This is a genomic window from Flavonifractor sp. An306, assembly GCF_002159455.1.
Classification (GTDB): Bacteria; Bacillota; Clostridia; order Oscillospirales; family Oscillospiraceae; genus Flavonifractor.
On record NZ_NFIQ01000055.1, the window covers coordinates 1 to 25,135 of the forward strand.

Genomic DNA, 25,135 nt, shown 5'->3' on the forward strand with positions numbered 1-25,135 from the left:
ACCAGATACGACAAGCTGGACACCTCCTTCTTGGCCTTCGTTCACCTTGCCGCCATTGCAATTCTGTTGACTTAGAACAAGTCTCCTGATTTTTCAAACAAGCCCTAGCGTTAAACAGGAAGTTCTGGAAAAAGGCGCGGCGTACGCCAGGGTCCAGCTCATAAATGCGCAGGATCAGCTGATACCAGTTGTTCTTTTCCTCAATGACCTGACGGATGGCATCCCGCTGGCCCTGATACCACCCCTCCGGGCTAAAACGGTCCACCAAGGACATGAGCTTGGGGATATTCTCCTCCGGGTTCCCTTCAATGTACCTCAACGCCTGATTGATGGCAAAGTTCTGCATATTGTCTTTCACACTCATATGGTTCTTCCTTTCCTTGTCTGATTCCGGGTGATTAAGGCACATTATAGGAAATAGCCGTGAAAAGTCACGGGACACAATATACCGCCGGTCAAAAATTACGACATCCCATAGCCAGCGTTACTTTTTGGGACAGAGCGCGTAAAGTGTCCCTTGTCCCCGCGCTTATGCGGTACTAAGCTTTTTCTATAGCTTAATTAGATACAGCCACCCGGGAAGGAGACCCATCTATGGAAAACAGTATGTCCCGCATCTTAATCGAGACCACCGTCCGGCAAACTTTAAAGGGTTTGAAAGAAAACCCCAAACGGAGCATCCGGAATTTAGTGGACATGGCACTGAACTTTTCAGAAAGCCGATTTCAAAGCCGCTTCTTTCAGACGGCCAGCACCATGCTGGAGCATGAAGAAAGCGCATACTATACACTGGTCGAAGATGCCGTCAACCACATTGAGACGGAACACCTGGTAAAATTCGGCATGAACCTGGGCTACAACAGCTGTACCTGGGGCGCCCAGCGTATCCGTATGAATGAAAAGCGCCTGGGCTTCAACATTCCCTGGACGGTGCTCTTTCAAATGGATGATCCCCAGTATTCCACTCACCTTCCTCAGTATGACCTGGCCATCCAAGAGGGGGAACAGCTGGGAATTTACAGTTGGATCCTCCTGTCTCACAGCAATCCAATGGAGCTCTTCCCACTGATTAAGCGCCATTCCGACAGTGCGTTTTTCCTCTTCTGCCGGCCGGAGGACATAACCCCTGCAATTTTGGATGAGATTATCCCCCTCAAGCACCTTATGCCAGTGGTCCGGTGGGAAAGCGGAGCCAACGAGGCCTGCACCATACTGAGGAATGCCCAGCTGCCCTATTCGGTCTATTACCCCTACTCACAGAAAGATCTGCAATTCATTCTGAACGGCGAGCTGTTCTGCGAGACCCAACAGACGCATCCTCTGTTTACCGCACTGGCAGCTAAGCCAGACTGCCCGGCAAACATTCAGCATCTGGCCCACCAGGCGGCAATACAAGTGAGAACAGGGCAATCCTATCAGACGGCACCTTGGGAACTCACTTGTGATACCCAAAATCTGGATGAAATAATCTCTGATGACGCCTGCTGTGTATTATTCAACGGGAGCGGGCAGCTGTTTGCTCTAGACCATCCTGACCGCGCTCCTTTTGGCAATTTGTTTCAGGATGGACTGCTCCCCCTCCTTCAGCAAGCCTATCCCAAATCCGCACCAGCATCTTCCTGATAAAATAACGTGCGCGTATCGCATGGACACTGCGATACGCGCACGTTATTTTGTGTGGAGACAACGGTTTGTTTTCATACTCGCTTTTCTTCAGAACACTATCCCAGGCAGGTCATTATCAGTGTTCCGGCTGTCATAAGGCAAAGACCAATGCCGGCTCTTTTGCTCAGCTTCTCTCCAAACACAAAATAGGAAAATACAATTGTGAGAAGGATGCTCATTTTATCAATCGGAACAACAATGCTTACCACTCCGTTTTGAATGGCGTAGTAATAGCACAGCCACGAAGCACCGGTTGCAATGCCGGAAAAGAACAGAAAGATCAATTCTTTTTTATCAAGATGCCGGAGCTGGGATTGCTTGCCCTTCATAAAGACCACGACCCACGCCATGATCAAAACAACAACCGTTCGGATCGCCGTCCCCAGATTGGATTCCACTCCGGTTATGCCCACCTTGCCCAGAATGGATGTCAGTGCAGCAAACACTGCTGAGCCGATTGCATAGAAAATGTATGTATGATCCGTACTCTCCCTGCTGCTTTCCTTTTTCTCCACCATCAAAACGATTCCGGCGCCAAGGATGAGCGTGCTGAGCAGTTTGATGAAAAGATGTTCTGTCTCTCCAAAGCAAATGATTGCCAGCAGGACGGAGAGGACCGTGCTGGATTTGTCAATGGGAACGACCTTGTTGATATCCCCAACAGACAGCGCCTTGAAATAACACATCCAAGAAGCGCCTGTCGCAGCCCCGGACAATATCAAAAACAGCAGCGAAGTTGAATTGATCCGCGTGATGGTTCCGGCGGAGCCAACCACAAAAACCATCAGCCAGGAAAACACCAACACGATGACTGTCCGTATAGCGGTCGCAAGATCAGGGTCCGTTTTTTTGATTCCACATTTTGCGAGGATGGCAGTTAAGCCCGCAAAAACGGATGATAAAATCGCCGCCACTAACCACCACATTTCCTCTTCCTCCAATGATACGCTTTATGATCACCAAGCGGAGTCCTTACGTCATTGCCCTTTTGTCTGGGGGATTTTTCCTTGCTCTGTCTGAGGTATCTCCTGACAAATCGAATGCGCACACTTTTCTGTAAGCCTCTTGAGTTTTTCCACAAACTGCTCCGGCGGCATACATTCTTTGGCACGTAGCCAGCGCTCCATGGTGCATATCACCGCATTGCCGAAAAAGTCCAAAATAAACTCGTCTACTTGTTCCCCTCCAAACAAACTGGAAATACGCTCTGCTATAAACGGCCGAATATATTCCCGAAAGTGATCGCTAAAAGAATTTTGCCCCTTGATCTGCAGGGCTTTGCGGTAGAAGGAATGGTTCTGGTAAAAATATCGGCAGTTCTTTTCAATAAAGGCCCGGCGCTCTGTATAGCTGGCGTTCAAATTTTCATGCTTGAGAAGTTCAATAAATTCTGTATCAAAAATCCAATTTACAAGGTCGTATTTATCCTTGAAGTGATAGTAAAAGCTCTTTCGGTTCATATTGCAGCGTTCGCAGATCTGCGCCACATTGATCTTCTCAAAGGGCTGCTCCGCCATCAGTTCTTTCAAGGAAGTTGCCAATGCCCGCTTTGTAATATTGGAATCTGCCATGCACAGTCTTTCCTCATATCCGCAAATGCCCACTGTAAGTTCCAATTTTTATACCAGCCACAGAAAGACCTTTGCAGATTGCGATGGCAAAGGCATCCATGGAAACACCGCCTGAAATGGTCATAAGTCCCCCAACCTCCACATTTTCTCTCAAAGAAATGGAACCGGCAGGTAAAAAAAGAGACTTACCTGCCAGAACAGATAAGTCTCGTCATTTAAGATAATACCAGGAAATTTCCGGTATGTTGGCATCATCACACCAAAGTGCTGACTACTCCCCTACATGATGGCCAGTATATCATATCGCAAAAAAATTCTCAACTCAATTCCGCATTTCGCCTTTGGACAAATCCGCCTTTGTGTCCCAATTTGTTCTGTACAACCTCTCACATTCAAGCGCTCGTTTCCCCTTACACAGAAAGGGGATCTTTGTCAAGAATTCTCTCCCCACAAGCTTGGGACAAACGACCGCTTTTGTCCCAAAATGTAACACTAACAATGGAACTGAGGAAAAGTGTAACGCGAGCAGGGCTTTGCCTAATGAAACGATCTGCTTTTTTGATTACAATACTTCTCGCATACAGCAGATAAGGGGGATTTTCGCTTGACCTTTCACCCGCTTTCATCTGCTGATGCCATACGCCCACCGGACTCCCACCGCATTATCTCACATCAGCATGAAAACGGCAATGATCTTCCAGGAGGGGCTGTCCATGGGACAGTCCCGCTTTCTCTATGGGAATCAAATTTATGAAGCGCTCAACCAGGGCGCGCACAAGGGCAGCATATCCATTTTCTCTGACTTCTGCGGCTGACTGCAGCGGCACAGAGGGTTCCGCTGCAGTCGTTCCATCAAAACCGATTTGATTTGGAGGGACTTTTTATGAAATCATTCAAAGAATCTGCAACCGCCTTTGTCTTATGCATCGTAGAATTGATCACAGGCATCTTACTTCTGCTTGATCCAATTCGATTTACTTCTACGGTCATCATAGGAACCGGTATCGTGCTGATCGTACTGGGCCTTGTTCAAGCCGGAACCTATTTCAGGACAGATGCAGAGACTGCAGCCTTGGGACAGTTGCTTACCAAAGGCCTTATCTCTGTTCTGGCCGGCGTGTTTTGCGTGATGCAATGGGAATGGTTCCTTGCCGCATTTCCCGCATTGACTATCGTATATGGGGCTCTCATTTTAATAACCGGAATCAGCAAAATTCAGCTTTCCATTGACATGATCCGCTTAAAAAACAGCAGATGGAGTTGGGCCGCAGTCAATGCGGTTCTTTCCCTGATATGCGCCATTGTGGTTCTCTGCAATCCCTTTGCATCCACAGAAGTTCTATGGCTCTTCACCGGTGCGGTGCTGGTGGGCGTAGGTATCTTTGATTTGGTTGTAGCCATTCTCCGCAAAAAGGCGAAAGGAGAAGAGCCTTATGCCACTATGACAGGTGCCGTCATTGCCTTTACCGCTCTGATTCCTGTGGCGGGCGCCTACATTGGCGCAGGCGTGGGCGCGTTTATGATCCTTACAGTTTCGCCTGCTAAGGCAATTATTTTTCTCATTTTCATCGTCATATTGCAGCAGCTGGAGGGAAATCTGATTTATCCCCGTGTCGTCGGCTCCTCCCTGGGACTCCCGGCCATCTGGGTGCTGACAGCCGTCACGCTGGGCGGCGGCCTGATGGGGATTCCGGGAATGCTGCTGTGCGTTCCTCTGGCCGCAGCTTTGTACCGGCTTGTCAAGGAGGATGTCAATCGTCCTCAAGCAAAGGAGTGTGTAAAGGTATGAAAAGTGAAAACCAATGTTCAGAAGAAGGCATCCATTTGACTGTTCATCCCAACCGTCTGATCCGCCATGTGGACAAACGGCTTATGTCCTATAACATTGAGATGACCGAGGTAACCGGCGGAACCTTCTGGAAGTCCTACACCAGAGAACAGATTGCCGGTACAGCGGAATTTCCTTCGGTCACATCGTTCACCGATGTGACCGCCATGCCTGAGCTGATGGAGCATTATCCCCCCATTGACCTGTATAACAAGCGGCTGCGGGCGCTTACCAAAGCCCTTGGCCCTGCCTGGATCCGTGTATCCGGCACGTGGGCCACAAAAACCTATTACGACTTCAAGGGTGTGACCGGAGGAAAGGCTCCCGCTGGTTATAGCAATGTCCTGACCCGTGAACAGTGGATGGGAGTTTTGGACTTTGCGGCTTATGTGGGTGCCAAGCTGCTGATCTCTGTAAGCAACTGCGCCGGCGACCACCCTCATGGGGGACCGCTGGAGCTGACTCAGGCAAAGAAAATCTTTGACTTCAGCCATCGGCATAACAGAGACATTGACGCCATAGAATTTATGAATGAGCCCAATATGCTGGAGTTGTCCGGCGCCCCCCAGGGTTATACCGCCGCGGATTACGCCCGGGATCAGGATATTCTATATAGATGGGTTCGGGCCAATTATCCCAACTGTCTCCTGGTCGGCCCATGCACCACCGGGGATCCTGCTGCCGCAGGCCCGGAGAGCAAAGGGTTCGGGGCCGGAATTGCCAGTATGACCAAGACCTGCACCACGGAAGAATTGCTGGCAGGCACGCAAATCCCCCTGGATGTGTTCAGTTATCACTATTACAATGGGATTTCCGAGCGGATCGCCGGGGTCCTGCCGGCCGCCCACTGGCCCAGCCATCTGGCCCACAGCGACCCATACCTGGCTGTGGCTCCGGACTGCGCCAGAGCCCATGCAGCGCTCAGGGACAGGTTCGTCCCCGGCGGACAGATGTGGGTCACGGAATCCGGCGACGCCGGCGGAGGCGGGGATACCTGGGCCTCCACGTATCTGGACGTTCTGCGTACGCTGAACGAGCTGGGCAGCTATGCCACCATCACCGATGGCGTTATTTTCCACAACACCTTGGCCTCCTCCGACTATGGCTTTCTGGAACACGGCACCTTTCTGCCCCGCCCCAATTACTTCGCCGCCCTGCTCTGGAACCGGCTGATGGGAAGTGCCGTATATGATTGCAGGGAACTCAACCGGGAAAATGTCCATGTTTACTGCCACTCCCGAAAAGACGGAGCCTGCGGGGTGGTCTATTTGATCATCAACAATTCGCTCACGGACGCCATTTCCGTGACGATTCCCCAAAAAGCCCTGCGCTACACGCTGCACGCCCAAACAATGCGTTCTTCCGCGATGCTGCTGAACGGAACAGAATTAACCATTTCAGGCAATTGCGGTCTCCCTGAACTTGTGCCGGAGCTACAGCCCCAGGGAACGGTTTCGCTCGCACCAGGCAGTTGTACCTTTTTTTCATTATAAATTGATATGGATAAAAGGAGCATTCAGCATGTTTAATAAGATAAAACTAAAACCGTATCTCCTGACCATATTCTCTATACTGATCGCCCTCGCGGGGATCATCGCTCTGACCGGCATTCTAGGGCTGCAAAACACCAAGCGGAATACAGATGTACTGGTCAATGAGGTCTTGAATGCGGACAGCGCCGTCAAAGACTGCCGAATCGCAGCCAACACAGCAGGCCGAAATCTCCGGGAAATGGTGTTGGCGGAGAATCCCCAAGAGATCCCAGCCTTTGAATCCAGCATCAACAACAACCTCCAGATCATTGAGGAGCAGGTTCAAATCTTCAAGGATACCCACGGCACACAGGACGGGCTGGCCCAGCGGTACGAAGCCGCTTTCCAGAATTGGTTTGACATCGCCCAGGAGGTCATCAGCGAGGCCAAGAGCGGAAACTGGGAACTGGCCAAGCGGACGATTTTGGATGAGTGCTCCCCTGCCCTGACCGAACTGGCCAGCATCGCCCAGGAGATTGACTCCGTCACCACCCAGGAGCGTGCCAAGCAGGAGCAGAGTATTCTGGTGATGCTCAACATATATATGGTTGTGCTGGGGGTGGTCTTTGCACTGGCCCTGGTGTTCGGTCTGGCGGTGGCGCTAAAAACCACGGATAGGATTACCAAAGCGGTAAGCAATATCTGCACCGCCGCCGAAGGATTGTCCGAGGGCAATCTGAAGGTTCATGTGGATTATCATGGCAGCAACGAATTTGGCGAACTGGCTCAGCAGCTGAATTTTTCCTTTCAGGAACTGGCCAACTATATCGATACCATCGACAAAGGCATGACCGAGTTCTCTCTCGGCAATTTTACCTATGAGTGCCCCATTCAGTTCCGTGGCGATTTTGCCCACATACAGTCTTCCATTGAGCGGTTTCAAGAGAAAATGAGAGGCACGTTGGGCGAGCTGGAGACCTCCGCCGCCCAGGTGAGCACAGGTGCGGAGCAGGTGGCCGATGGGGCCCAGGCCCTGGCGCAGGGCGCCACAGAACAGGCCAGCAGTGTGGAGGAGCTCTCCGCCGCTATTGCCGATATATCCAACCACAATTTCTGACGCCGCGGCGTTTTCCCAGCAGGCGGATCAGATGGGACAGGAAAGCAGAGAAATTGTTAAAAAAAGTAAGGAGGAGATGGAGCAGCTCCTCGTCTCTATTAAGGAGATCGCCCAGGCATCCAACAATATTCAAAACATCATCAAGGTTATCGATGACATCGCCTTCCAAACCAACATTCTGGCACTGAACGCCGCAGTGGAAGCCGCCCGGGCAGGCAATGCCGGCAAGGGGTTCGCTGTAGTGGCCGATGAAGTGCGCAGTCTGGCTCAGAAATCAGCCGATGCCGCCAGGGAAACCACAGGTTTGATCCGGAACTCTCTCCAGCATGTCTCCCACGGCGAGGAGATCGCCAAGCGCACGGACGCCGCCTTCAACGACGTGGCGGCAGTCTCGGAGCATATTCTGGACATGATCGCAAAGATTGCCCACGCCTCTCGGGAGCAGGCGGATGCCATCTCCCAGATCTCTGTGGGCATCGACCAGATTTCCGCTGTGGTTCAAACCAACTCCGCCACTTCAGAGCAAAGCGCCGCAGCCAGTGAGCAGCTCAGCAGTCAGGCCAATATGATGAAAAATCTGCTCAATACCTTCCAAGTGACCGGAGGCAAGAATCAAGGGTACACTGGCGAAAGAAAGGACAGCAAAGCCTGTGTTTCTGCCAGCGGGAATGGCAGCAAATATTGAAATACAATCCTTATATGAGAAAAAAGTCCGTTCTCAATACTCTGTTGAGAACGGACTTTCTCATGTGGAACAGGGCGGCCATTCCATATCCTTGGCCTTCATTTTTGCCACCGCTCTCTTTTCGGGGCGTTTACATGTTTTCCAGCTTCTCGCAAAATATTTCCCGGTCCGTTTTGAATCCAACGGCGAAGCGTGCTATAATATTTTATAACATAAAGATTCAATCCCACTGCCAGGCCACCGGGCCGCGATGGCACGCCGCCGCGGAATCATGCCACGGAGGCTCCGGGCGAAAAGGAGGAACACACGTGGATATCGGTCCCTATCTCCCTTTCTGGGGGGAGCTCACCCAGGCCCAGCGGGATACCCTGTCCCAAGCTGTAACGGAGCGGTTTTTCCCCCAGGGCACCCTGATCTCCGGGGGCAGCGAGGACTGCACCGGTCTGATCCTGCCTCTGGAAGGGCAGCTGCGGGCCTACCTCCTCACCGACGAGGGGAAAGAGCTCACCCTCTACCGCCTCTTTCCGGGCGAGCTGTGCCTCTTCTCCGCCTCCTGCGCCATGCGGGACATCCAATTCGACGTGATGGTGGAGGCCCGGCAGGACACCCGGGCCCTGCTCCTCCCCGCCCCGGTATACCGCTCCCTGATGGAGAGCTCGGTGCCGGTGTCCAACTTCACCAACCAGCTGATGGCGGGCCGGTTCTCCGACGTGATGTGGCTGATGGACCAGATCCTGAGCAAGAAGCTGGACAGCCGCCTGGCCGCCTTTCTGGTGGAGGAGGGCCGGCTGGCCGGTACGGAAACCCTCTCCCTCACCCACGACCAGATCGCCCGCCACCTGGGCAGCGCCCGGGAGGTGGTGACCCGGATGCTGAAGTATTTCCAGTCCGAGGGCCTGGTGCAGCTGGGCCGGGGCGGGGTACGGCTGCTGGACCGGCGGGGTCTGGAGCGGCTGGCGGGGGACAGCCTGCGGGAAAAGTGATATTGTCACAGAAGCGGCGGACCGTTTCTGGTATCCTGATCTCACAAGAGACCGGGAGCCGGAGACGGCCCGCCGTTTGTATCTGTCCCAAACAAAGGAGGAAGCCTGATGGGCTTGTTTGACTTTTTTGCCCGCCGTCCCAGCCTGGAAGAGGGCCTGGAGCGGTGGAAGGAGACCCCCGACGCCGTTCTGCTGGACGTGCGGACGCCGGAGGAATACCGGGCCGGACATGTGCCCGGCGCCAAAAACCTGCCGCTGGACCGGCTGGGCGGGGTGAACCTGCCGAAAAGCCAGCCGGTCTTTGCCTACTGCCTCAGCGGGGCCCGCAGCGCTCAGGCCTGCGCCTGGCTGAAGCGCAAGGGCTATGAAGCCACCAACCTGGGGGGAATCGGCGGATACCGGGGCCCCCTGGAGACCTAAATCTGTGAGGAGGAGAACGCCATGAAAGTCGTCATTGTCGGAGGGGTGGCCGGAGGCGCCACCGCCGCCGCCCGCCTGCGCCGCCTGGATGAGCAGGCCGAGATCATCGTGCTGGAGCGCACCGGCTATGTGTCCTACGCCAACTGCGGCCTGCCCTATTACATCGGAGGCACCATTCAGGACCGGGAGGCCCTGACCCTGCAGACCCCGGAGAGCTTCCGGGCCCGCTTCAACATCGACGTGCGGGTGAAGCACGAGGTCCTCTCCATCCAGCCGGAGGCCCACACCGTCACCGTCCGGCGGCTGGAGGACGGAAGCGAGTACACCGAGTCCTACGACAAGCTGCTCCTCTCCCCGGGCGCCAAGGCCATCCGGCCCCCCCTGCCGGGCATCGACCTGGACGGCATCTTCACCCTGCGCACCGTGGAGGACACCTTCCGTATCCGCTCCTTCCTGGAGGAGAAGAAGCCCCGGTCCGCCGTAGTGGTGGGCGGCGGCTTCATCGGCCTGGAGATGGCGGAGAACCTGATCCACGCCGGAGTGCGCACCACCCTGATCCAGCTGGACGACCAGGTGCTGCTCCCCCTGGACAAAGACATGGCGGGGGAGGTCCACTCCTACCTGCGGGGCCAGGGGCTGGACCTGCGGCTGAGCACCGCCGTCACCGGCTTCCGCCGGCAGGACGGCAAGCTGGAGACCCTCATCGGCGATCAGCCGCCGGTGGCCGCCGACCTGGTGATCCTGGCCATCGGCGTGGCCCCCGAGTCCGACCTGGCCCGCCGGGCGGGGCTCACCCTGGGGCAGAAGGGCTCCATCGCCGTGGACGACCACATGCGCACCTCCCAGCCCGACATCTACGCCGTGGGCGACGCGGTGGAGCTCACCCACATCGTCACCGGCCAGAAAGCCCTGGTAGCCCTGGCGGGACCGGCCAACCGGCAGGGCCGGATTGCCGCCGACCACATCTGCGGCCTGGACCAGAGCTATTCCGGCGCTCAGGGCTCCTCCATCCTCAAGCTCTTCGGTATGACGGCCGCCGCCACCGGCCTCAACGAGCGGTCCGCCAAGGCCGCCGGGGTGGCCTATGACAAGGTGGTGACCTACTCCGCCTCCCATGCGGCCTACTATCCCGGAGCCCAGAACATGACGGTCAAAACCCTGTTCGACCCGGCCACCGGCCGGATCCTGGGGGCCCAGATCGTGGGCTTCGACGGGGTGGATAAACGCATTGACGTGATGGCCACCGCCGTCCGGGCGGGCCTGACCGCCCAGCAGCTCACCCACCTGGACCTGGCCTACGCGCCCCCCTACTCCTCCGCCAAGGACCCGGTGAACATGGCCGGGTACGTCATCGAAAACCTCCGCGCCGGTCTGGTGGAGCAGCACCACTGGGATCAGGTGGCCGGTCTGCCCGACGACGGCTCGATGATCCTGCTGGACGTGCGCACCCCGGACGAGGTGGCCCAGCAGGGACTGATGCGCCCGGACGTGATCCACATCCCCCTGGACAGCCTGCGGCAGCGGCTGGGCGAGCTGGATCCCTCCAAAAAGATTTATGTCAACTGTGTCAGCGGCCTGCGCAGCTATCTGGCCTGCCGGATCCTGAGCCAGCGGGGCTTCCGGTGCTCCAACCTCTCCGGCGGCTGGCGGTTCTGGTCCTACGCCGCCCGGGACCGGGTCCACGACGCCGCCCCCACCCATCCCTGCGGCATCCCCATCGGGGAGGACAGCCATGGCGCGTAAGCTGGCCCAGCTGCCCCAGAAGCGGTGCGTGGCCTGCGGCTGCTGCGCCAAGGTCTGCCCCCTGGGGGCTGTGACGGTCTACCGGGGCCTTTACACCCAGGTGGACGCCGGGCGGTGCGTGGGCTGCGGCAAATGCGCCGCCGTCTGCCCCGCCGAGATCATCACCCTGGTATCCAGAGAGGAGCAGTTATGAAGAAAAAGCACTGGTACGACTGGCTGTGGGTCCTCTCAGCCGCCTATCTGATTCTCGGCTTCTTCAACATCCTCTTTGCCTGGCTGGGCCTGCTGTGCTTTTTCATCCCACTGCTGCTGTCCATCTTTGGAAAGGGGAAGGCCTACTGCAACCGCTACTGCGGCCGGGGCCAGCTCTTTGAGCTGCTGGGGGGCCGGCTGAGCCTGTCCCGCCGGCTGCCGGCCCCGGGCTGGCTGCGGAGCAACGCCTTCCGGTACGGCTTTCTCATCTTCTTCCTGGTGATGTTCGGCAATATGCTGTTTACCACCTATCTGGTCTTTTCCCAGGCCCGAAATCTGGGCGAGGCGGTCACTTTGCTGTGGACCTTCCGGGTGCCCTGGAGCTGGGCCTACCACGGAGGCGTGCCCGCCTGGGTCGCCCAGTTCGCCTTCGGCTTTTACAGCGTGATGCTCACCTCCACCCTGCTGGGACTGGTGCTGATGCTTCTGTTCCGGCCCCGGACCTGGTGCGTGTGCTGCCCCATGGGTACCATGACCCAGCTGGTGTGCAAAGTCCGCAAAGGCCCCTGAGACAAACCAAAGCCCTCATAGCCAATTTGGCTATGAGGGCTTTTTGCTTCAGATCACCTTTCCCAGACCGGCCTCCAGCACGGCGGAGGTACACCCCTTTACGATGGCCACCACGGCTGTGGACAGGCACTCGCCCACCAGCTTTTTCAGCTTGTCCCCTGAGAGAGAGGCGTACTCCTGGCCCTTCAGGGTGGCGTCGTAATAGGTCACGCCGTCCACCGTGCGGCGGCAGAGCAGGTCCGCGTCCACCAGCGCGTCTATGTAGCCCTCAAACTCGGAGGGGTCCAGGTGGTAGAGGGCCGGGACAATGTGCTGGCGTCTGTTGGCCGCCTGCACCATGCTGGCGCAGATGGCCCGGGCCGTCTTGGCCCGGGTCCCGGTGTAGGGCTCCCTGGCGTGCTCCGGAATGTCCCACTCCCCTGTGGCCGGATCCTGCACCGCGCCGGGAAGATACCCCTGCCGCAGCCAGCTGTGAATGGTCTTTGCGCTCTTTTTACACCTGCTCTGAAATTCAGATACCGTCATCACACAGCCCCCCTTGTCTGTTTCTGTCTCTATTATACCGGATGCCATGTCCCATAGGCCGGACTTTTTCTGCAAAGCAGGGGTGCGGAGGGCGGCTTTTTCAATCAAATATTGGGCGCCTTTGCCACCACCAGGTACATTTTGAAGGCGGTAACCGCCTCCACGGCGTGGGGAATCCCGGCGGGCATGACAATGGCCTCGCCGGCGTTCACGGTATAGGGCACGCCGTCAATGGTGATCCGGGCGGTGCCCTCCAGCACGGTGGCCATGGCGTCGCCTCCGGCGGCGTGGGTGCTGATGGCCTCGCCGGCGTCAAAGGCAAAGAGGGTGATCCCCACGCCGGGCTGCTGGGCCAGGGTCAGACTGACCACCTTGCCGGGCTGGTAGTCCACCTGCTGGCTCAGGGCAAAGGGCTGGGCGTGGGGTACGTTTTTGATCAGGGCTTCCATATTCGCTTCCTCCTTGTTGTTACGAAAGGGTAATCTGCAGCAGCTTGCAGCTCTCGGGAGCGGCCACGGCGTGGCTGGTCCCGGCGGGCACCGCCAGGCAGTCCCCCGTCCGAAGCTGCCGGACCGCCCCTTCCAGGGTAACGGACAGGCCGCCCTCCAGCACATAGTAGAGCGTATCGCCAAAATAACATTCCTCGCTGACGCTCTCCCCGTCGCCAAAGGCCAGCAGGGTCATCTGACAGCGCTGGCTCCGGCTCATGGCCATGCTGACCACCCGCCCAGGCTGGACGGTGATCAGCCCGGCCAGCTGCTCCGGCTCCCCGGTGGGCAGATTGCGCAGAACTTCCATCCGATTCGCCTCCTCAGGTCCTTTTCTGTGTTCAGTATACCCCTTTTGGAGGTAATATTCCGTTGCCATGGCAACGAAATGAAGGTTCTTCTCACTCCACGCCCAGCTCTGCCAGAGCGTCCCGCAGCCGCCGCCACTGTCCCAGCAGGTCGTCCCGCTTCTCCGCCCCCGCCGGGGTGAGGCGGTAATATTTCCTGGCGGGCCCCTCCGAGGTCTCCCCCTGGTACTGCCGGGTATACCCCTCTTTGCACAGGCCCCGGAGCAGGGCGTAGACGGCGCTCTCCTGGGTGTCAGGAAAGCTCTCATGGACCCGGCGGAGGATCTCATAGCCGTACAGGTCCTCCCCTGCCAGCAGATGGAGCAGGCACAGCTGAATGAGGTCCTTTTTCAGCACAGGGCCACCCCCGTTCCCACCAGACCCGCCGCCCCCAGCAGGCCCCAGGGAAGGGCATAGGACGCCCACGCCCCACCGGAGGCGCTGTCCAGTCTGGTCAGAAAGGCCAGGATCAGCACGCATACCGTCACCGCCGTCAGGCCCAGGATGTACAGGGCGCTCCAGCGGCGGTCGTCCAGCCGGGCCTTCACCACCCCCAGCAGGCCGGCGGCGGCCCCCGCCGCCCCCGTCAGGCACAGGACCCACTGGGCGGTCAGCCCATACCACTCCGCCGGCCAGCTGGTCCAGGCTTCGGTAAACAGGCAGCCCAGCACCCAGCCCACCGCCGTCAGCAGGACCGCCAGCCCCGCCAGGGCGGGGCGGAGGCCCCGGGGCATAGGTCCCCTTCCCGCTCGGGGCCGGAACTGCGCCAGGGAGACCGCCATGCCCGCCAGGAGCAGCCCGGCCATCAGAGCCGTGGGCTGGCTCCAGAACTGACCTCGCAGCAGCAGCACCAGGGGGAGCAGCAGGCAGAAGGCCATCCAGGCAAAGGCCGCCAGCCAGCGTCGGTAGGCCCCCGGCTGGGTCAGCAGCCCCACCGCCTGCCGGGGCTCCCCCAGGCTCCGGGTAAGGGCGGCGTCATCCTCCCCCCGGTGGTGGGCGAAGATCTCCTCATAATCCGCCAGAACCCCCTCCGCCTCCGCTCTGGGCAGCCGCCAGCGCACCAGGCGGGAAAACCGCTTCCGATAGCTGCTCTGGATCATGGTCCATCCGCTCCTCTACTGATAAAATAACTATTGTAAAAAATACAGTAATTTCACCATGATTATACCACCTGGCTCCCCCTTTGTCAAGGGGCCAGCTTTCCCTTTTAATCTACATCTGTATATTATCTTGACAAATGTAGTTTACAGCGGTATGATAGCTCCACGCTCAGCAAGGAGGAATTCCTATGGAAACCCATTTGGACCTGCGCCAGCGCAAAACCCGCAGGCTGCTGGTGGAGGCGCTGGCCCAGCTGCTGGTGGAAAAACCCTTTCAGGAGCTGTCGGTGGTGGACATCTGCGGCCGGGCCATGGTCCACCGCACCACCTTTTACGCCCACTTCAACGACAAGCAGGAGCTGCTGCGCTACCTGCTGGAGGGACTGGAGCGGGAGTGCATCGCCACCTGCCAGCCCCAGTACCCCGAGCGCACCCCCAGAGAGTACCTGATGGCGGCGGCCCGGAACGCCTTTACCTTTTTCGCCAGCCGGCGGGAGCTCTACCGCGCCTGCCTCAACAGCGGGGCGGATGTACAGGTTCACGCCCTGGAGGACTGCGCCGCCCAGGAGCTGTGCCGCCTGTTTTCCGAGCCCCGGTTCCGGGAGGCCTCCCCCTCCATGGACCCCCAGGTGGCCGCCCACTTCTACACCGGAGCTATGCTCTCCCTGATCCGCTGGTGGCTGAGCAGCAGCCAGCCCCTCCCCGTGGACCACCTGCTGGCCAACCTGGAACAATTTATTCCCATTTTGTGAGGTCCGCCATGGAACAGAAATCAACCGAAAGCGCCATCACCAAGCTGGCCCGCTTTATCGTAGATAAGCGCAAGGCCTTTTACCTGGTATTCATTGCGGCGGTTCTCTTCTCCGCCGCCTCCATCAACAAGGTACAGGTAAACAACGACATCACCTCCTATCTGCCGCCGGAGACCGAGACCCGCCGGGGGCTGACCATTATGGAGGAGGAGTTTATCACCTTGGGCTCGGCCAACGTGATGGTATCCAATGTGAGCTACGACACCGCCCGGGAGCTGGCCGACCAGCTCGCCGCCGTACCCGGCGTGTCCCAGGTGGTCTTTGACGACACCCAGGCCCACTACAAGGACTCCGCCGCCCTGTTCACCCTCTCCTTTGACGGGGAGGAGACCGATCCCGCCACCGTGGCCGCCATGGAACAGGTCCTCCAGGTGCTGGACGGCTACGACGTCTACCCCTCCACCCAGATCGGCCGGGACGAGTCGGCCTCCCTGCAGAAGGAGATGACGGTGATCCTGGCCATCGCCGCGGCGGTGATTGTGGTGGTGCTGCTGTTTACCTCCAAGAGCTACATGGAAGTGCCGGTTTACCTCATCGTCTTTGTGGCGGCGGCAATCCTCAACATGGGCACCAACTTTATCTTCGGCACCATCTCCTTCATCACCAACTCCATCGCGGTGGTGCTCCAGCTGGCCCTGGCCATCGACTACGCCATCATCTTCTGCCACCGGTACATGGAGGAGCGGGACAACGGCCTGGACCCCCGGGAGGCCGACATCGCCGCCCTGAGCAAGGCCATTGTGGAGATCTCCTCCTCCAGCCTGACCACCATCTCCGGACTGGTGGCCCTGATGCTCATGCAGCTGCGCATCGGCTTTGACATGGGCATCGTCCTGTCCAAGGGCATTTTGTGCAGCATGCTGTGCGTCTTTCTGCTGATGCCCGGCCTGCTGATGCTGTTCAGCGGGGCCATCGACCACACCCGTCACCGGGATCTGGTGCCCAAAATCAACTTCTGGGGCAAGGGAGTGGTGCGGCTGCGGTTTGTCCTGCCCCCCATTTTCCTGGTGGCGGTGGTGGCGGGGGCGGTGCTCTCCGCCCGGTGCGACTACGTATTCGACGCCAACGACACCGACTTTGACAACAAGCCCGACTGGCGCATCGCCGACGAGAAGGTGGCCGACACCTTCGGCGCCAGCAACACCATCGCTGTTCTGGTGCCCCGGGGGGACTACGAGAAGGAGGGCCGGATCCTGGAGCGGGCGGCCCAGATTCCCCAGGTCACCCAGGCCACCGGTCTGGCCAATATCGAGGTGGAGGAGGGCCGGATGCTCACCGACCAGATGACCCCCCGGCAGTTCTCCGAGCTGGCAGGGGTGGACATCGAGCTGGCCCGGCTGCTCTATCAGGCCTACGGCCTCAGCGTGGAGGAGTACGGGGCCATCTTCCAGGACCCCGACGACTACGCCGTGCCCCTCATCGACGTATTCGAGTTCCTGCTGGAACAGAAGGACAAGGGGGTGGTATCCCTGACCGCCGACCAGGCCCAGAAGGTGGATGAGCTGCAGGAGCAGCTGGACGTGGGCCTGGAGCAGCTGCGGGGAGAGCATTGGTCCCGGCTGGTGTTCATCGCCGACGTGCCCACCGAGGGGGAGGAGGCCCAGACCCTGCTGGAGCAGCTACGGGCCATCGCCCAGGACGAGTACGGAGACGACGTCATTCTGGTGGGCAACTCCACCAACGCCCTGGACCTGGCCAGCTCCTTTTCCCGGGACAACCTGAAAATCAGCATCCTCACCGCCCTGTTCGTCATGGTGATTTTGCTGTTCACCTTCAAGTCCGCCGGACTGCCCATCCTGCTGGTACTCACCATTCAGGGGTCCATCTGGCTCAACTTCTCGGTGCCGGTGCTGACCGACACCAACCTGTTTTTCCTCAGCTACCTGGTGGTCAGCTCCATCCAGATGGGTGCCACCATCGACTACGCCATCGTGATCACCAACCGCTACCTGGAGCTGAAAACCCTCATGGACCGGAAACAGGCGGTGGTGGAGGCCCTGAGCCAGAGCTTCCCCACCATCCTCACCTCGGGCACCATCATGGCGGTGGCGGGCTTCCTCATCGGGGGGATCTCCACCGACGCCACCATCGGCTCGGTGGGTCAGACCCTGGGCCGGGGCACCGTCACCTCCATCATCCTGGTGATGACCGTGCTGCCCCAGCTGCTCCTGCTGGGAGACGCCCTCATTGAGCACACCGCCATCACCCTCAACCGGGACCGGGCCCAGCGGTTCAACAAGGGTACCATGCGGCTGGACGGCCACATCCGGGGCCATGTGTCCGGTTTTGTGGACGGCGAATTCAAGGGGGTGCTCCACGGCAGCGTGGACGCCGTGATCGAGAGCAACTATCAGGAGCTGGACCTGTCCCAGCAGGAGGAACATACACCATGAAGCGCAGACGACTTTTTTCCCTGCTCACCGCCCTGGCCCTGCTGGCCGCCCTGCTGCCGGCCCGGGCGGCGGAGGAGGTCTTTTCCATCGCCACCCCCCAGGACCTGGCCCGGTTTGCCCAGCTGTGCACCAAGGATACCTGGTCCCAGGGGGTGACGGCAGAGCTCACCGCCGACCTGGAGCTGGACGGCAGCTTTGCCCCCATCCCCATCTTCCAGGGCACCTTCCATGGCAATGGCCACACCATTTCCGGCCTGTCCGTCACCGGCAAGGGCTCCAGGGTGGGCCTGTTCCGCACCCTCACCGCCAGCGCGGTGGTGGAGGACCTGACGGTGGAGGGAAACCTCTCCCCCCAGGGCACCGCAGCCTCGGTGGGCCTGCTGGCCGGGGAGAACCACGGAACCCTCCGCCGCTGCGCCGCCGCCGGCACCGTCTCCGGCCAGGAGAACGTGGGCGGCCTGGTGGGGAGCAATGAGGCGGAGGGCAGCCTGCTCTCCTGTACCAGCTCCGCCCTGGTGACCGGCGTGACCAACGCCGGCGGGGTGGCGGGGCAGAACCTGGGGCTGATCCAGGACTGCTCCAACACCGGCGCGGTGAACGTCAGCCCCGACCAGGAGGCCCCCACCAGCGTGGGCGGCATCGCCGGGCTGTCCCGGGGCACCATCCATAATTGCGTCAACAGCGGTGAGGTTGGCTACCAGCATGTGGGCTACAACATGGGGGGCATCGCCGGGCTGCAATCGGGGGAGATCACCGGCTGCACCAACACCGGCCCCGTCCGGGGCCGCAAGGATGTGGGCGGGATCGTGGGCCAGTTTGAGCCCTACACCAGCCTGTCCTACGGTCCCTCTCCTGCCCAAATCCTGGACGACAGCCTCAGCGCCCTGCTGGAGCAGCTGGGCGGGCTGGCCGACACCCTGGACTCCATGGCGGGCCGGGGAATAGAGGACGCCCAGGCCATCGGCGACGCCCTGGCCGCCATTCAGGAGCGGGCCTATCAGGCGGGCACCCAGGGGGGCACCGACCTGCGGGAGGCCTCCGACCAGCTCTACCAGTACACAGGCGATATGGGCGACGCGCTGGATGAGCTGCGCGCCAGCCTGTCCCGGCTGAACGACAGGGCGGGCAACCAGCTCCAGACCGCCCTGGACCAGTCCGACCGGCTCCGCCAGGCCCTGAGCGAGCTGGCCCGGCAGACCGACCGGGAGACTGGCAAGACGGTGGAGGAGCTGGAGCGCACCGTCTCCGCCATCCACAGCCAGCTGCAGACCGCCCTCTCTCACCGGCAGGCCCTGGAGCAGGAGGTGGCGGGGGTGGCCCAGTATGTGGAAGAGGTGGCCCGTCTGGTGCTGGCCGGGGAGTTTGAGCAGGCTCTCCAGCTGCCCTTCCCCACCCTGAATCTGAAAGGCCACCTGAACGCCATGGAGAGCGCCCTGCAGGAGGCCGTCCGGCTGGCGGCCGGCCTGCCCGCCTCCCTGTCCAGTCTCTATGACCGGCTGTCCGACACCCTGCGGGAGAATGGCCGGGAGATGGACGACGCCCTCTCTACCCTCAACGAGGCTCTGGACGGCCTGCTCCAGGCGGAGCAGCAGTTTTCCCGGGAGGCGGCGGGCAGTCTGGATCAGGTGAGCCTGGCCGCCGACCAGATCCGGGACCTGCTGAAGCATTATACCGACACCCTGGGCGATCAGGCCCAGAGCACGGCCGACGACATCAATGACCAGCTCACCGCCATCCAGAACCGGACCGACCAGATGACCCAGGGGGCGGCCCAGGACCGGCAGGAGCTGCACGCCATCACCCAGGCCATGCTGGACCAGCTGGAGCAGGTACGCCAGGCCATCTACGGCCTGGGTGAGGAGCCGGAGGTCACCGTCAACGACCTGACTGACCAGGTGGAGGAGGGCCCCGGCTTCATCGGAAGCTGTACCGTCTCCGCCTCCGTCCAGGGGGACGTGAACGTGGGCGGCATCGCCGGGGCGGTGGCCCCGGAGCTGGGAGACGACCCGGAGGCCACCTTCGATCTGGGGGACATGGAGCTGCTCAGCGACGTGACCGCCACCCTGCGGGCGGTGATCCGCCAATGCCGTTACGACGGGGACCTGTCCGCCAAGACCGAGTGCGGCGGCGGCATCGCCGGCCGGTGCGAGGCGGGGGCCATTCTGGACTGCGCCGCCCGGGGCACGGTGGAGACCGGCGGCGACTACTGCGGCGGGATCGCCGGGCGCACCCGGGGCAAAATCCTCCGCTGCGCCGCCCTGGTGGACCTGAACGGCCAGAGCTGGCTGGGCGGGGTGGCCGGACTGGGGAAAGACCTGACCGACTGCCGGAGCATGGTGCAGGCCCAGGGGGACGGCGAGTACCGGGGCGCCATCGCCGGCGAGGCCACCGGGACCCTGTCGGGCAACTGCTACCTGCAGGAGGAGCTGGCGGGGCTGGACGGGGTGGACTACGCCGGGGAGGTGGAAGGCCTGGCATTTGACGCCTTCTCCCAGCTGTCCGGCCTGCCGGAGGATTTTCTCACCTTCTCCTACCGCTTTGAGTCGGAGGGGGCGCTGGTGGCCGAGGTGCCCTTTTCCTACGGCGGGGACCTGGACCTGAGCCTGGTGCCCGCTCCCCCCAAGGGGGAGGATTCCTACGGCCAGTGGCCCGACTTCCCCACCCGGAACCTGCGCCGCTCCCGGGTGATCCAGGCCCAGTTTGCCCAGCCCACCACCACCCTGGCCGACCAGGAGGGGGTGGCCCGGCTGCTGGTGGAGGGGAGCTTCTCCCCTGACGCCGCCCTCACCACCAGCGAGAGCGAGCTGCCCAGCCAGACCGGGCTGGACGCCGCCCCGGTGGAGGCCTGGCAGTACACCGTCACCGGGAGCAAGGAGGACACTGTCACCCTCCGGCTGTACACCGGCGGGACAAAGCATCCCGCTGCCGCCCTGCTGCAAAACGGCGTGTGGGTGCGGGCGGACAGCACCCTGGACGGCAGCTATCTGGTGTTCCAGGCCCCCGTCCAGGGGGAGGTGGCCCTGCTGGAAGAGGATAACGTATCCGTCTGGCTGCTCCTGGCGGGGACGGGAGCCCTGCTGGCCCTAGTTGCGGCGGGCGGGCTGCTCCACCACCGGAAAAAGGCCAAAATTGCCGCCGGCAGTGGTATTTCTCCCTGAGCTGTGGTATTCTGAACACAAGATCAGGATACCGGGGAGAGTTGTATGAGCGTTGAGATCATGATTGTGGACGACGAGGGGGCCATCGCCGAGCTGGTGGAGGTCTACCTGAAAAGCGAGGGCTACCGGGTACACAAGTGCTTTACCGTGGCCCAGGCCCTGGCCTGCGTGCAGGCCCATCCGGTGAACCTGGCCATTCTGGACGTCATGCTGCCCGACGGGGACGGCTTCACCCTGTGCCAGAAGCTCCGGGAGAGCGGGCACCTGTTCCCCATCCTCATGCTCACCGCCAAGGTGGAGGACATGGACAAGATCACCGGCCTCACCCTGGGGGCGGACGACTACATCACCAAGCCCTTCAACCCCCTGGAGCTCACCGCCCGGGTGAAAACCCAGCTGCGGCGGTACACCCGGTACAACTCCGCCGGCGGGGCGGAGCCTGTCCAGGAGCTGGACATCCGGGGCCTGCAGATCTCCAGGGCCACCCACAAGTGCGTCCTCTTCGGACAGGAGGTGGCTCTCACCCCTCTGGAGTTCAACATCCTGTGGTACCTGTGCGCCCATCAGGGGCAGGTGGTGTCCAGCGAGGAGCTGTTTGAGGCGGTGTGGGGGGAGAAATTCATGGACAGCAACAACACCGTCATGAGCCACATCGCCCGCTTGCGGGAAAAGCTCCATGAGAACAGCAAAAAGCCCAAGTTTATCAAAACCGTGTGGGGGGTGGGGTACACCGTTGTCTGAGCAATTGCGGAACGAGGGGCTGCGCCGCCGGAGCCATCAGGCCGCCCTGCGCACCTGGGGGCTCTATCTGCTCTCGCTGGTGGCCTGGGTGACGGCGGTACTGGCCCTGATCTTTGTGGGATTTCTGGTGTGCAGCCAGTTCACCTGGTATGAGAGCAGCTTTCTCTACCGTCTCTTCTCCTGGGTGCGGGACTATATCTTCTTTGTGGGCATGGCGGCGGTGCTGGCGGGCTGGGTGGTCATCAGCTATCAGTTTATCGGAAAAATGGCCCGGGACAGCGAGCTGCTGCTGGCGGGGGCGGAAGAGCTGGCCCAGCCGGGGGCGGACCCCATCCGCCTGCCTCCCGGCCTGAAGCGGGCCGAGGACCAGCTCAACCTGGCCCGGGAGCGGGCCTTCCGGGCCGCCCAGGCCGCCAGGGAGGCCGAGCAGCGGAAAAACGACCTGGTGGTCTACCTGGCCCACGACCTGAAAACCCCTCTCACCAGCGTCATCGGCTACCTGACCCTGCTGCGGGACGAGCCGGAGCTGCCCGTGGAGACCCGGGCCCGGTACACCGGCGTGGTGCTGGACAAGGCGGAGCGGCTGGAGGAGCTGATCAACGAGTTCTTCGACATCACCCGCTTCAATCTCAGCCACCTGGAACTGGAACTCCAGGACGTGGATTTACGGCGGATGCTGGAGCAGGTGGTCAGCGAGTTCGGCCCCATGCTGCGGGAAAAAGGGATGACCTGTAACCTGGACTTACCCGGTGAACTCCGGCTGGTCTGTGATCCGGACAAGATGGCCAGGGTGTTTGACAACCTGCTGAACAACGCCTGCCACTATGCCTACCCCGACAGCGCCCTCCAGGTAGAGGGCCATCCGGAGGGGGAGCGGGTGGTGCTCACCTTCTCCAACGCCGGCCGCACCATCCCGCCGGAAAAACTGGAGCGGATGTTTGAGCAGTTCTTCCGGCTGGACAGCTCCAGAGGCACCGGCAGCGGCAACGCCGGGCTGGGTCTGGCCATCGCCAGGGAGATCGTGGAGGCCCACGGCGGCGCCATCTATGCCAGAAGCGCCGACGAGCAGATCATCTTCACCGTACTCCTCCCCCTGAACGGCCCCGCGTAAGAAAATCGCAAGGGTTTCCTCACAATTTCGCAGGAACCTCGCAAGGGAAAAGAAAAGCAAGAAATGCCTTGTTTTGGTACCATTTGTGTACCGAGACAAGGCATTTTTCGTTGGGAGGTTTTGGTGATGAAACGCATTCTGGTACTGTTCGGGGGCTGCTCCACCGAATATGAGGTGTCGCTGCAGTCGGCCCACGGTATTTTGAGCCACATGGACCCTACCCGCTATACCCCGCTGATGGTGGGCATCACCCGGCAGGGCAGGTGGCTGTGCTACACCGGCCCGCTGGAGGCCATTGCGGAGGACCGCTGGCAGGGAGAGCATTGCGTCCCCTGCACCCTGTCCCTGGACCGGGGAGAGCGGCGGCTCCTGCTGCTGGACGGCAGCGGGAGGGCTCTCCCCTTTGACGGGGCCTTCCCGGTGCTCCACGGGAAAAACGGGGAGGACGGCACCCTTCAGGGCCTGCTGGAGCTGGCGGGGGCGCCGGTGATCGGCTGCGGCGCCCTCTCCAGCGCCCTGTGCATGGACAAGGACCGCTCCCACAAGCTGGCCGCCCTGGCGGGGGTGCCCGTCCCCAAGGGGGCGGTATTCCGCTGGGGCGCGGAGCCGGAGGCCATCCGCCGGGCGGCGGAGGAGTTGGGCTACCCCCTGTTCGTCAAGCCGGTGCGGGCGGGCTCCTCCTTCGGCATCACCCGGGTAGCCGGCCCGGAGGGGCTGCCCCGGGCGGTGGAGGAGGCATTTTCCCACGACCGGGAGATTTTGCTGGAGGAGGCGGTGGACGGCTTTGAGGTGGGGTGCGCCGTGCTGGGCACCGGGGAGCTGACCGTGGGCCAGGTGGACGAGATCCAGCTGTCCCAGGGCTTTTTCAACTACGAGGAAAAGTATACTCTGAAAACCTCCGCCATCCACTGTCCCGCCCGCATTCCCCCGGAGACGGCGGACCGGGTCCGGCAGGCGGCCAAAACGGTGTACCGGGCCCTGGACTGCAAGGGCTTCGCCCGGGTGGACTTCTTCCTCACCCCGGCGGGCGGGCTCCTGTTCAACGAGGTCAACACCATTCCCGGCTTTACCGCCCACAGCCGCTACCCCAACATGATGAAGGGGATCGGCCTGGATTTTTCCACACTGGTGAGCAAAATGGTGGAAACGGAGGAGCTGTCATGAACACCCTGATTCTGGTAAACGCCGCCCATCCCCTCTCCCCCGGTCCCGCTCCCGACCTGGTGCCGGTGGACGAGGCCCATCCCCACATTCTGCTGGAGCGGCGGGCCGCCCGGCTGCTGGGAGCCTGCATCCAGGCGGTGGGCGGCGTGGGGGCCATCGTCCCCGCCTCCGGCTGGCGCAGCCAGGCCCAGCAGCAGGCCATCTGGGACCAGACCTGGGCGGAGGAGGGGGAGGTTTTTACCCGGCAGTATGTGGCCCAGCCCGGGTGCAGCGAACACCAGACCGGTCTGGCCATCGACCTGGGCCTGGCCGCTCCCCACATCGACTTTATCCGCCCCCACTTTCCGGAGGACGGGGTGTGCGGGGCCTTCCGGCGGCTGGCCCCCCGGTACGGCTTTGTCCTGCGCTACCCCGCCGGAAAGGAGGCGGTCACCGGCATTGCCCACGAGCCCTGGCACTTCCGCTATGTGGGGGTGCCCCACGGGGTCGCCATGACCGCCCTGGGCCTGACTTTGGAGGAATATCTGGAGTTTTTGACCCAGTACCCCGTGGGGGGAAAGCCCTTTGTCTTTGAGGGGGAGGGCCGCTCCTTCCAGCTGAGCTACTGCGCCGGGCCTGCGTCCGCCCTTCCGCCGCCGGAGGAGGGGGAGCACCGCCTGGTGTCGGCGGACAACCGGGGCGGACGTATCCTCACCCGCTGGTGGGAAGGGGGCAGAACGGCATGAGCGTGCGGGGCTGGATGACCGACTGCTCCAAGGGGGACAATCTGCGGGGCTTCTGGCGGCTGTACCGGCTGCGCAGCGGGGCCAAAAGCCGGTTCTTGCGGGATCTGTTCACCTTTTTGATGAACCGCTCGGCCCACCGCCACGGGGGCTATGTGGGTCCGGGGGCGGTGATCCAGGGGGAGCCCACCCTCCCCCATGGGCTCCACGGTGTGTTTATCTCCCGCTACGCCGTCATCGGAGCCAACTGCCGCATTTACCAGAACGTCACCATCGGGGAGGTGGACCGGAAGGCCCCGGTGGTGGGCAACGGCTGCTGGATCGGGGC

The 25,135-nt window shown here is 60.9% G+C and carries 25 protein-coding genes and 1 pseudogene; 18 read left to right on the top strand and 8 right to left on the bottom strand.

The window, feature by feature from the left end:
* A pseudogene (locus tag B5F88_RS13390) lies at window positions 1–364 on the bottom strand (hypothetical protein); the annotation flags it as partial.
* A 230-nt stretch (window positions 365–594) separates the two neighbouring features.
* Between B5F88_RS13390 and B5F88_RS13395 the strand changes: the two are divergent.
* Complete coding sequence (locus tag B5F88_RS13395) at window positions 595–1,623, top strand: hypothetical protein (protein WP_087347053.1); 1,029 nt, start codon at window positions 595–597, stop codon at window positions 1,621–1,623.
* Between the two features lie 98 nt (window positions 1,624–1,721).
* Here the strand turns inward: B5F88_RS13395 and B5F88_RS13400 are convergent, their stop codons facing one another.
* Both B5F88_RS13400 and dhaS read right to left on the bottom strand, forming a co-directional pair.
* Window positions 1,722–2,591 (bottom strand): EamA family transporter, encoded by an 870-nt coding sequence (locus B5F88_RS13400; protein WP_087347057.1) that lies wholly within the window; start codon window positions 2,589–2,591, stop codon window positions 1,722–1,724.
* 51 nt (window positions 2,592–2,642) lie between these two features.
* Complete coding sequence (gene dhaS, locus B5F88_RS13405; protein ID WP_087347059.1) at window positions 2,643–3,236, bottom strand: dihydroxyacetone kinase transcriptional activator DhaS; 594 nt, start codon at window positions 3,234–3,236, stop codon at window positions 2,643–2,645.
* 883 nt (window positions 3,237–4,119) lie between these two features.
* Here dhaS and B5F88_RS13410 point away from each other — a divergent pair.
* The 9 genes from B5F88_RS13410 to B5F88_RS13445 all read left to right on the top strand — a co-directional run bounded on the left by B5F88_RS13410 (window position 4,120) and on the right by B5F88_RS13445 (window position 12,246).
* On the top strand, window positions 4,120–5,025 hold the full coding sequence (locus B5F88_RS13410; RefSeq protein ID WP_087347062.1) for an AI-2E family transporter: 906 nt from the start codon (window positions 4,120–4,122) through the stop codon (window positions 5,023–5,025).
* The gene (locus B5F88_RS13415) at window positions 5,022–6,557 is read left to right on the top strand and encodes a beta-glucuronidase (RefSeq protein WP_204246243.1); all 1,536 of its coding nucleotides are present in this window, start codon (window positions 5,022–5,024) and stop codon (window positions 6,555–6,557) included. Before B5F88_RS13410 ends, B5F88_RS13415 begins: the two co-directional genes overlap by 4 nt.
* 28 nt (window positions 6,558–6,585) lie before the next feature.
* A complete protein-coding gene (locus tag B5F88_RS21515) occupies window positions 6,586–7,653 on the top strand; it encodes a methyl-accepting chemotaxis protein (protein WP_140402123.1) in 1,068 nt (355 codons plus the stop codon).
* 31 nt (window positions 7,654–7,684) lie between these two features.
* Entirely contained in the window at window positions 7,685–8,338 is a 654-nt protein-coding gene (locus B5F88_RS21520; protein ID WP_242959793.1) for a methyl-accepting chemotaxis protein, read from the top strand.
* 308 nt (window positions 8,339–8,646) lie between these two features.
* Window positions 8,647–9,321, top strand: coding sequence for a Crp/Fnr family transcriptional regulator (locus tag B5F88_RS13425; RefSeq protein ID WP_204887138.1), 675 nt, complete (start codon window positions 8,647–8,649; stop codon window positions 9,319–9,321).
* A gap of 108 nt (window positions 9,322–9,429) precedes the next feature.
* The gene (locus B5F88_RS13430) at window positions 9,430–9,741 is read left to right on the top strand and encodes a rhodanese-like domain-containing protein (RefSeq protein WP_087347066.1); all 312 of its coding nucleotides are present in this window, start codon (window positions 9,430–9,432) and stop codon (window positions 9,739–9,741) included.
* Between the two features lie 21 nt (window positions 9,742–9,762).
* On the top strand, window positions 9,763–11,484 hold the full coding sequence (locus tag B5F88_RS13435; RefSeq protein WP_087347071.1) for an FAD-dependent oxidoreductase: 1,722 nt from the start codon (window positions 9,763–9,765) through the stop codon (window positions 11,482–11,484).
* A complete protein-coding gene (locus B5F88_RS13440; protein ID WP_087347077.1) occupies window positions 11,474–11,677 on the top strand; it encodes a 4Fe-4S binding protein in 204 nt (67 codons plus the stop codon). Before B5F88_RS13435 ends, B5F88_RS13440 begins: the two co-directional genes overlap by 11 nt.
* Window positions 11,674–12,246, top strand: a complete 573-nt coding sequence (locus tag B5F88_RS13445) for a 4Fe-4S binding protein (protein WP_087347080.1) — start codon at window positions 11,674–11,676, stop codon at window positions 12,244–12,246. Before B5F88_RS13440 ends, B5F88_RS13445 begins: the two co-directional genes overlap by 4 nt.
* A gap of 48 nt (window positions 12,247–12,294) precedes the next feature.
* On the opposite strand, the gene B5F88_RS13450 is transcribed toward B5F88_RS13445, so the two are convergent.
* From B5F88_RS13450 to B5F88_RS13470, 5 genes are all read right to left on the bottom strand, one after another.
* On the bottom strand, window positions 12,295–12,771 hold the full coding sequence (locus B5F88_RS13450) for a hypothetical protein (protein WP_087347083.1): 477 nt from the start codon (window positions 12,769–12,771) through the stop codon (window positions 12,295–12,297).
* A gap of 104 nt (window positions 12,772–12,875) precedes the next feature.
* Window positions 12,876–13,220, bottom strand: coding sequence for a cupin domain-containing protein (locus B5F88_RS13455; protein ID WP_087347086.1), 345 nt, complete (start codon window positions 13,218–13,220; stop codon window positions 12,876–12,878).
* A 19-nt stretch (window positions 13,221–13,239) separates the two neighbouring features.
* The gene (locus B5F88_RS13460; RefSeq protein WP_087347089.1) at window positions 13,240–13,569 is read right to left on the bottom strand and encodes a cupin domain-containing protein; all 330 of its coding nucleotides are present in this window, start codon (window positions 13,567–13,569) and stop codon (window positions 13,240–13,242) included.
* Window positions 13,570–13,660: 91 nt separating this feature from the next.
* The gene (locus B5F88_RS13465; RefSeq protein ID WP_087347092.1) at window positions 13,661–13,963 is read right to left on the bottom strand and encodes a PadR family transcriptional regulator; all 303 of its coding nucleotides are present in this window, start codon (window positions 13,961–13,963) and stop codon (window positions 13,661–13,663) included.
* Entirely contained in the window at window positions 13,957–14,706 is a 750-nt protein-coding gene (locus B5F88_RS13470) for a hypothetical protein (protein WP_087347096.1), read from the bottom strand. Before B5F88_RS13470 ends, B5F88_RS13465 begins: the two co-directional genes overlap by 7 nt.
* 188 nt (window positions 14,707–14,894) lie before the next feature.
* On the opposite strand from B5F88_RS13470, the gene B5F88_RS13475 reads away from it, so the two are divergent.
* From B5F88_RS13475 to B5F88_RS13510, 8 genes are all read left to right on the top strand, one after another.
* Window positions 14,895–15,458 carry a TetR/AcrR family transcriptional regulator gene (locus B5F88_RS13475; protein ID WP_087347099.1) on the top strand — a complete coding sequence of 188 codons (564 nt, stop codon included), beginning with the start codon at window positions 14,895–14,897 and terminating at the stop codon, window positions 15,456–15,458.
* A gap of 8 nt (window positions 15,459–15,466) precedes the next feature.
* Entirely contained in the window at window positions 15,467–17,911 is a 2,445-nt protein-coding gene (locus B5F88_RS13480) for an MMPL family transporter (RefSeq protein WP_087347102.1), read from the top strand.
* Complete coding sequence (locus tag B5F88_RS13485) at window positions 17,908–21,069, top strand: hypothetical protein (RefSeq protein WP_087347104.1); 3,162 nt, start codon at window positions 17,908–17,910, stop codon at window positions 21,067–21,069. Before B5F88_RS13480 ends, B5F88_RS13485 begins: the two co-directional genes overlap by 4 nt.
* A gap of 45 nt (window positions 21,070–21,114) precedes the next feature.
* Window positions 21,115–21,810, top strand: a complete 696-nt coding sequence (gene vanR / locus B5F88_RS13490; protein WP_087347107.1) for a VanR-ABDEGLN family response regulator transcription factor — start codon at window positions 21,115–21,117, stop codon at window positions 21,808–21,810.
* Window positions 21,803–22,921, top strand: coding sequence for a HAMP domain-containing sensor histidine kinase (locus B5F88_RS13495; protein ID WP_242959794.1), 1,119 nt, complete (start codon window positions 21,803–21,805; stop codon window positions 22,919–22,921). Before vanR ends, B5F88_RS13495 begins: the two co-directional genes overlap by 8 nt.
* Window positions 22,922–23,041: 120 nt before the next feature.
* Window positions 23,042–24,085, top strand: a complete 1,044-nt coding sequence (gene vanG / locus B5F88_RS13500) for a D-alanine--D-serine ligase VanG (protein WP_343286471.1) — start codon at window positions 23,042–23,044, stop codon at window positions 24,083–24,085.
* Window positions 24,082–24,810: a M15 family metallopeptidase gene (locus B5F88_RS13505; protein WP_087347115.1), complete on the top strand. Its 729-nt coding sequence runs from the start codon at window positions 24,082–24,084 to the stop codon at window positions 24,808–24,810. The genes vanG and B5F88_RS13505 overlap by 4 nt, the downstream gene beginning before the upstream one ends.
* A partial coding sequence (locus tag B5F88_RS13510) for a serine acetyltransferase (RefSeq protein WP_087347117.1) occupies window positions 24,807–25,135 on the top strand: 329 nt, incomplete at its 3' end. The genes B5F88_RS13505 and B5F88_RS13510, both read left to right, overlap by 4 nt.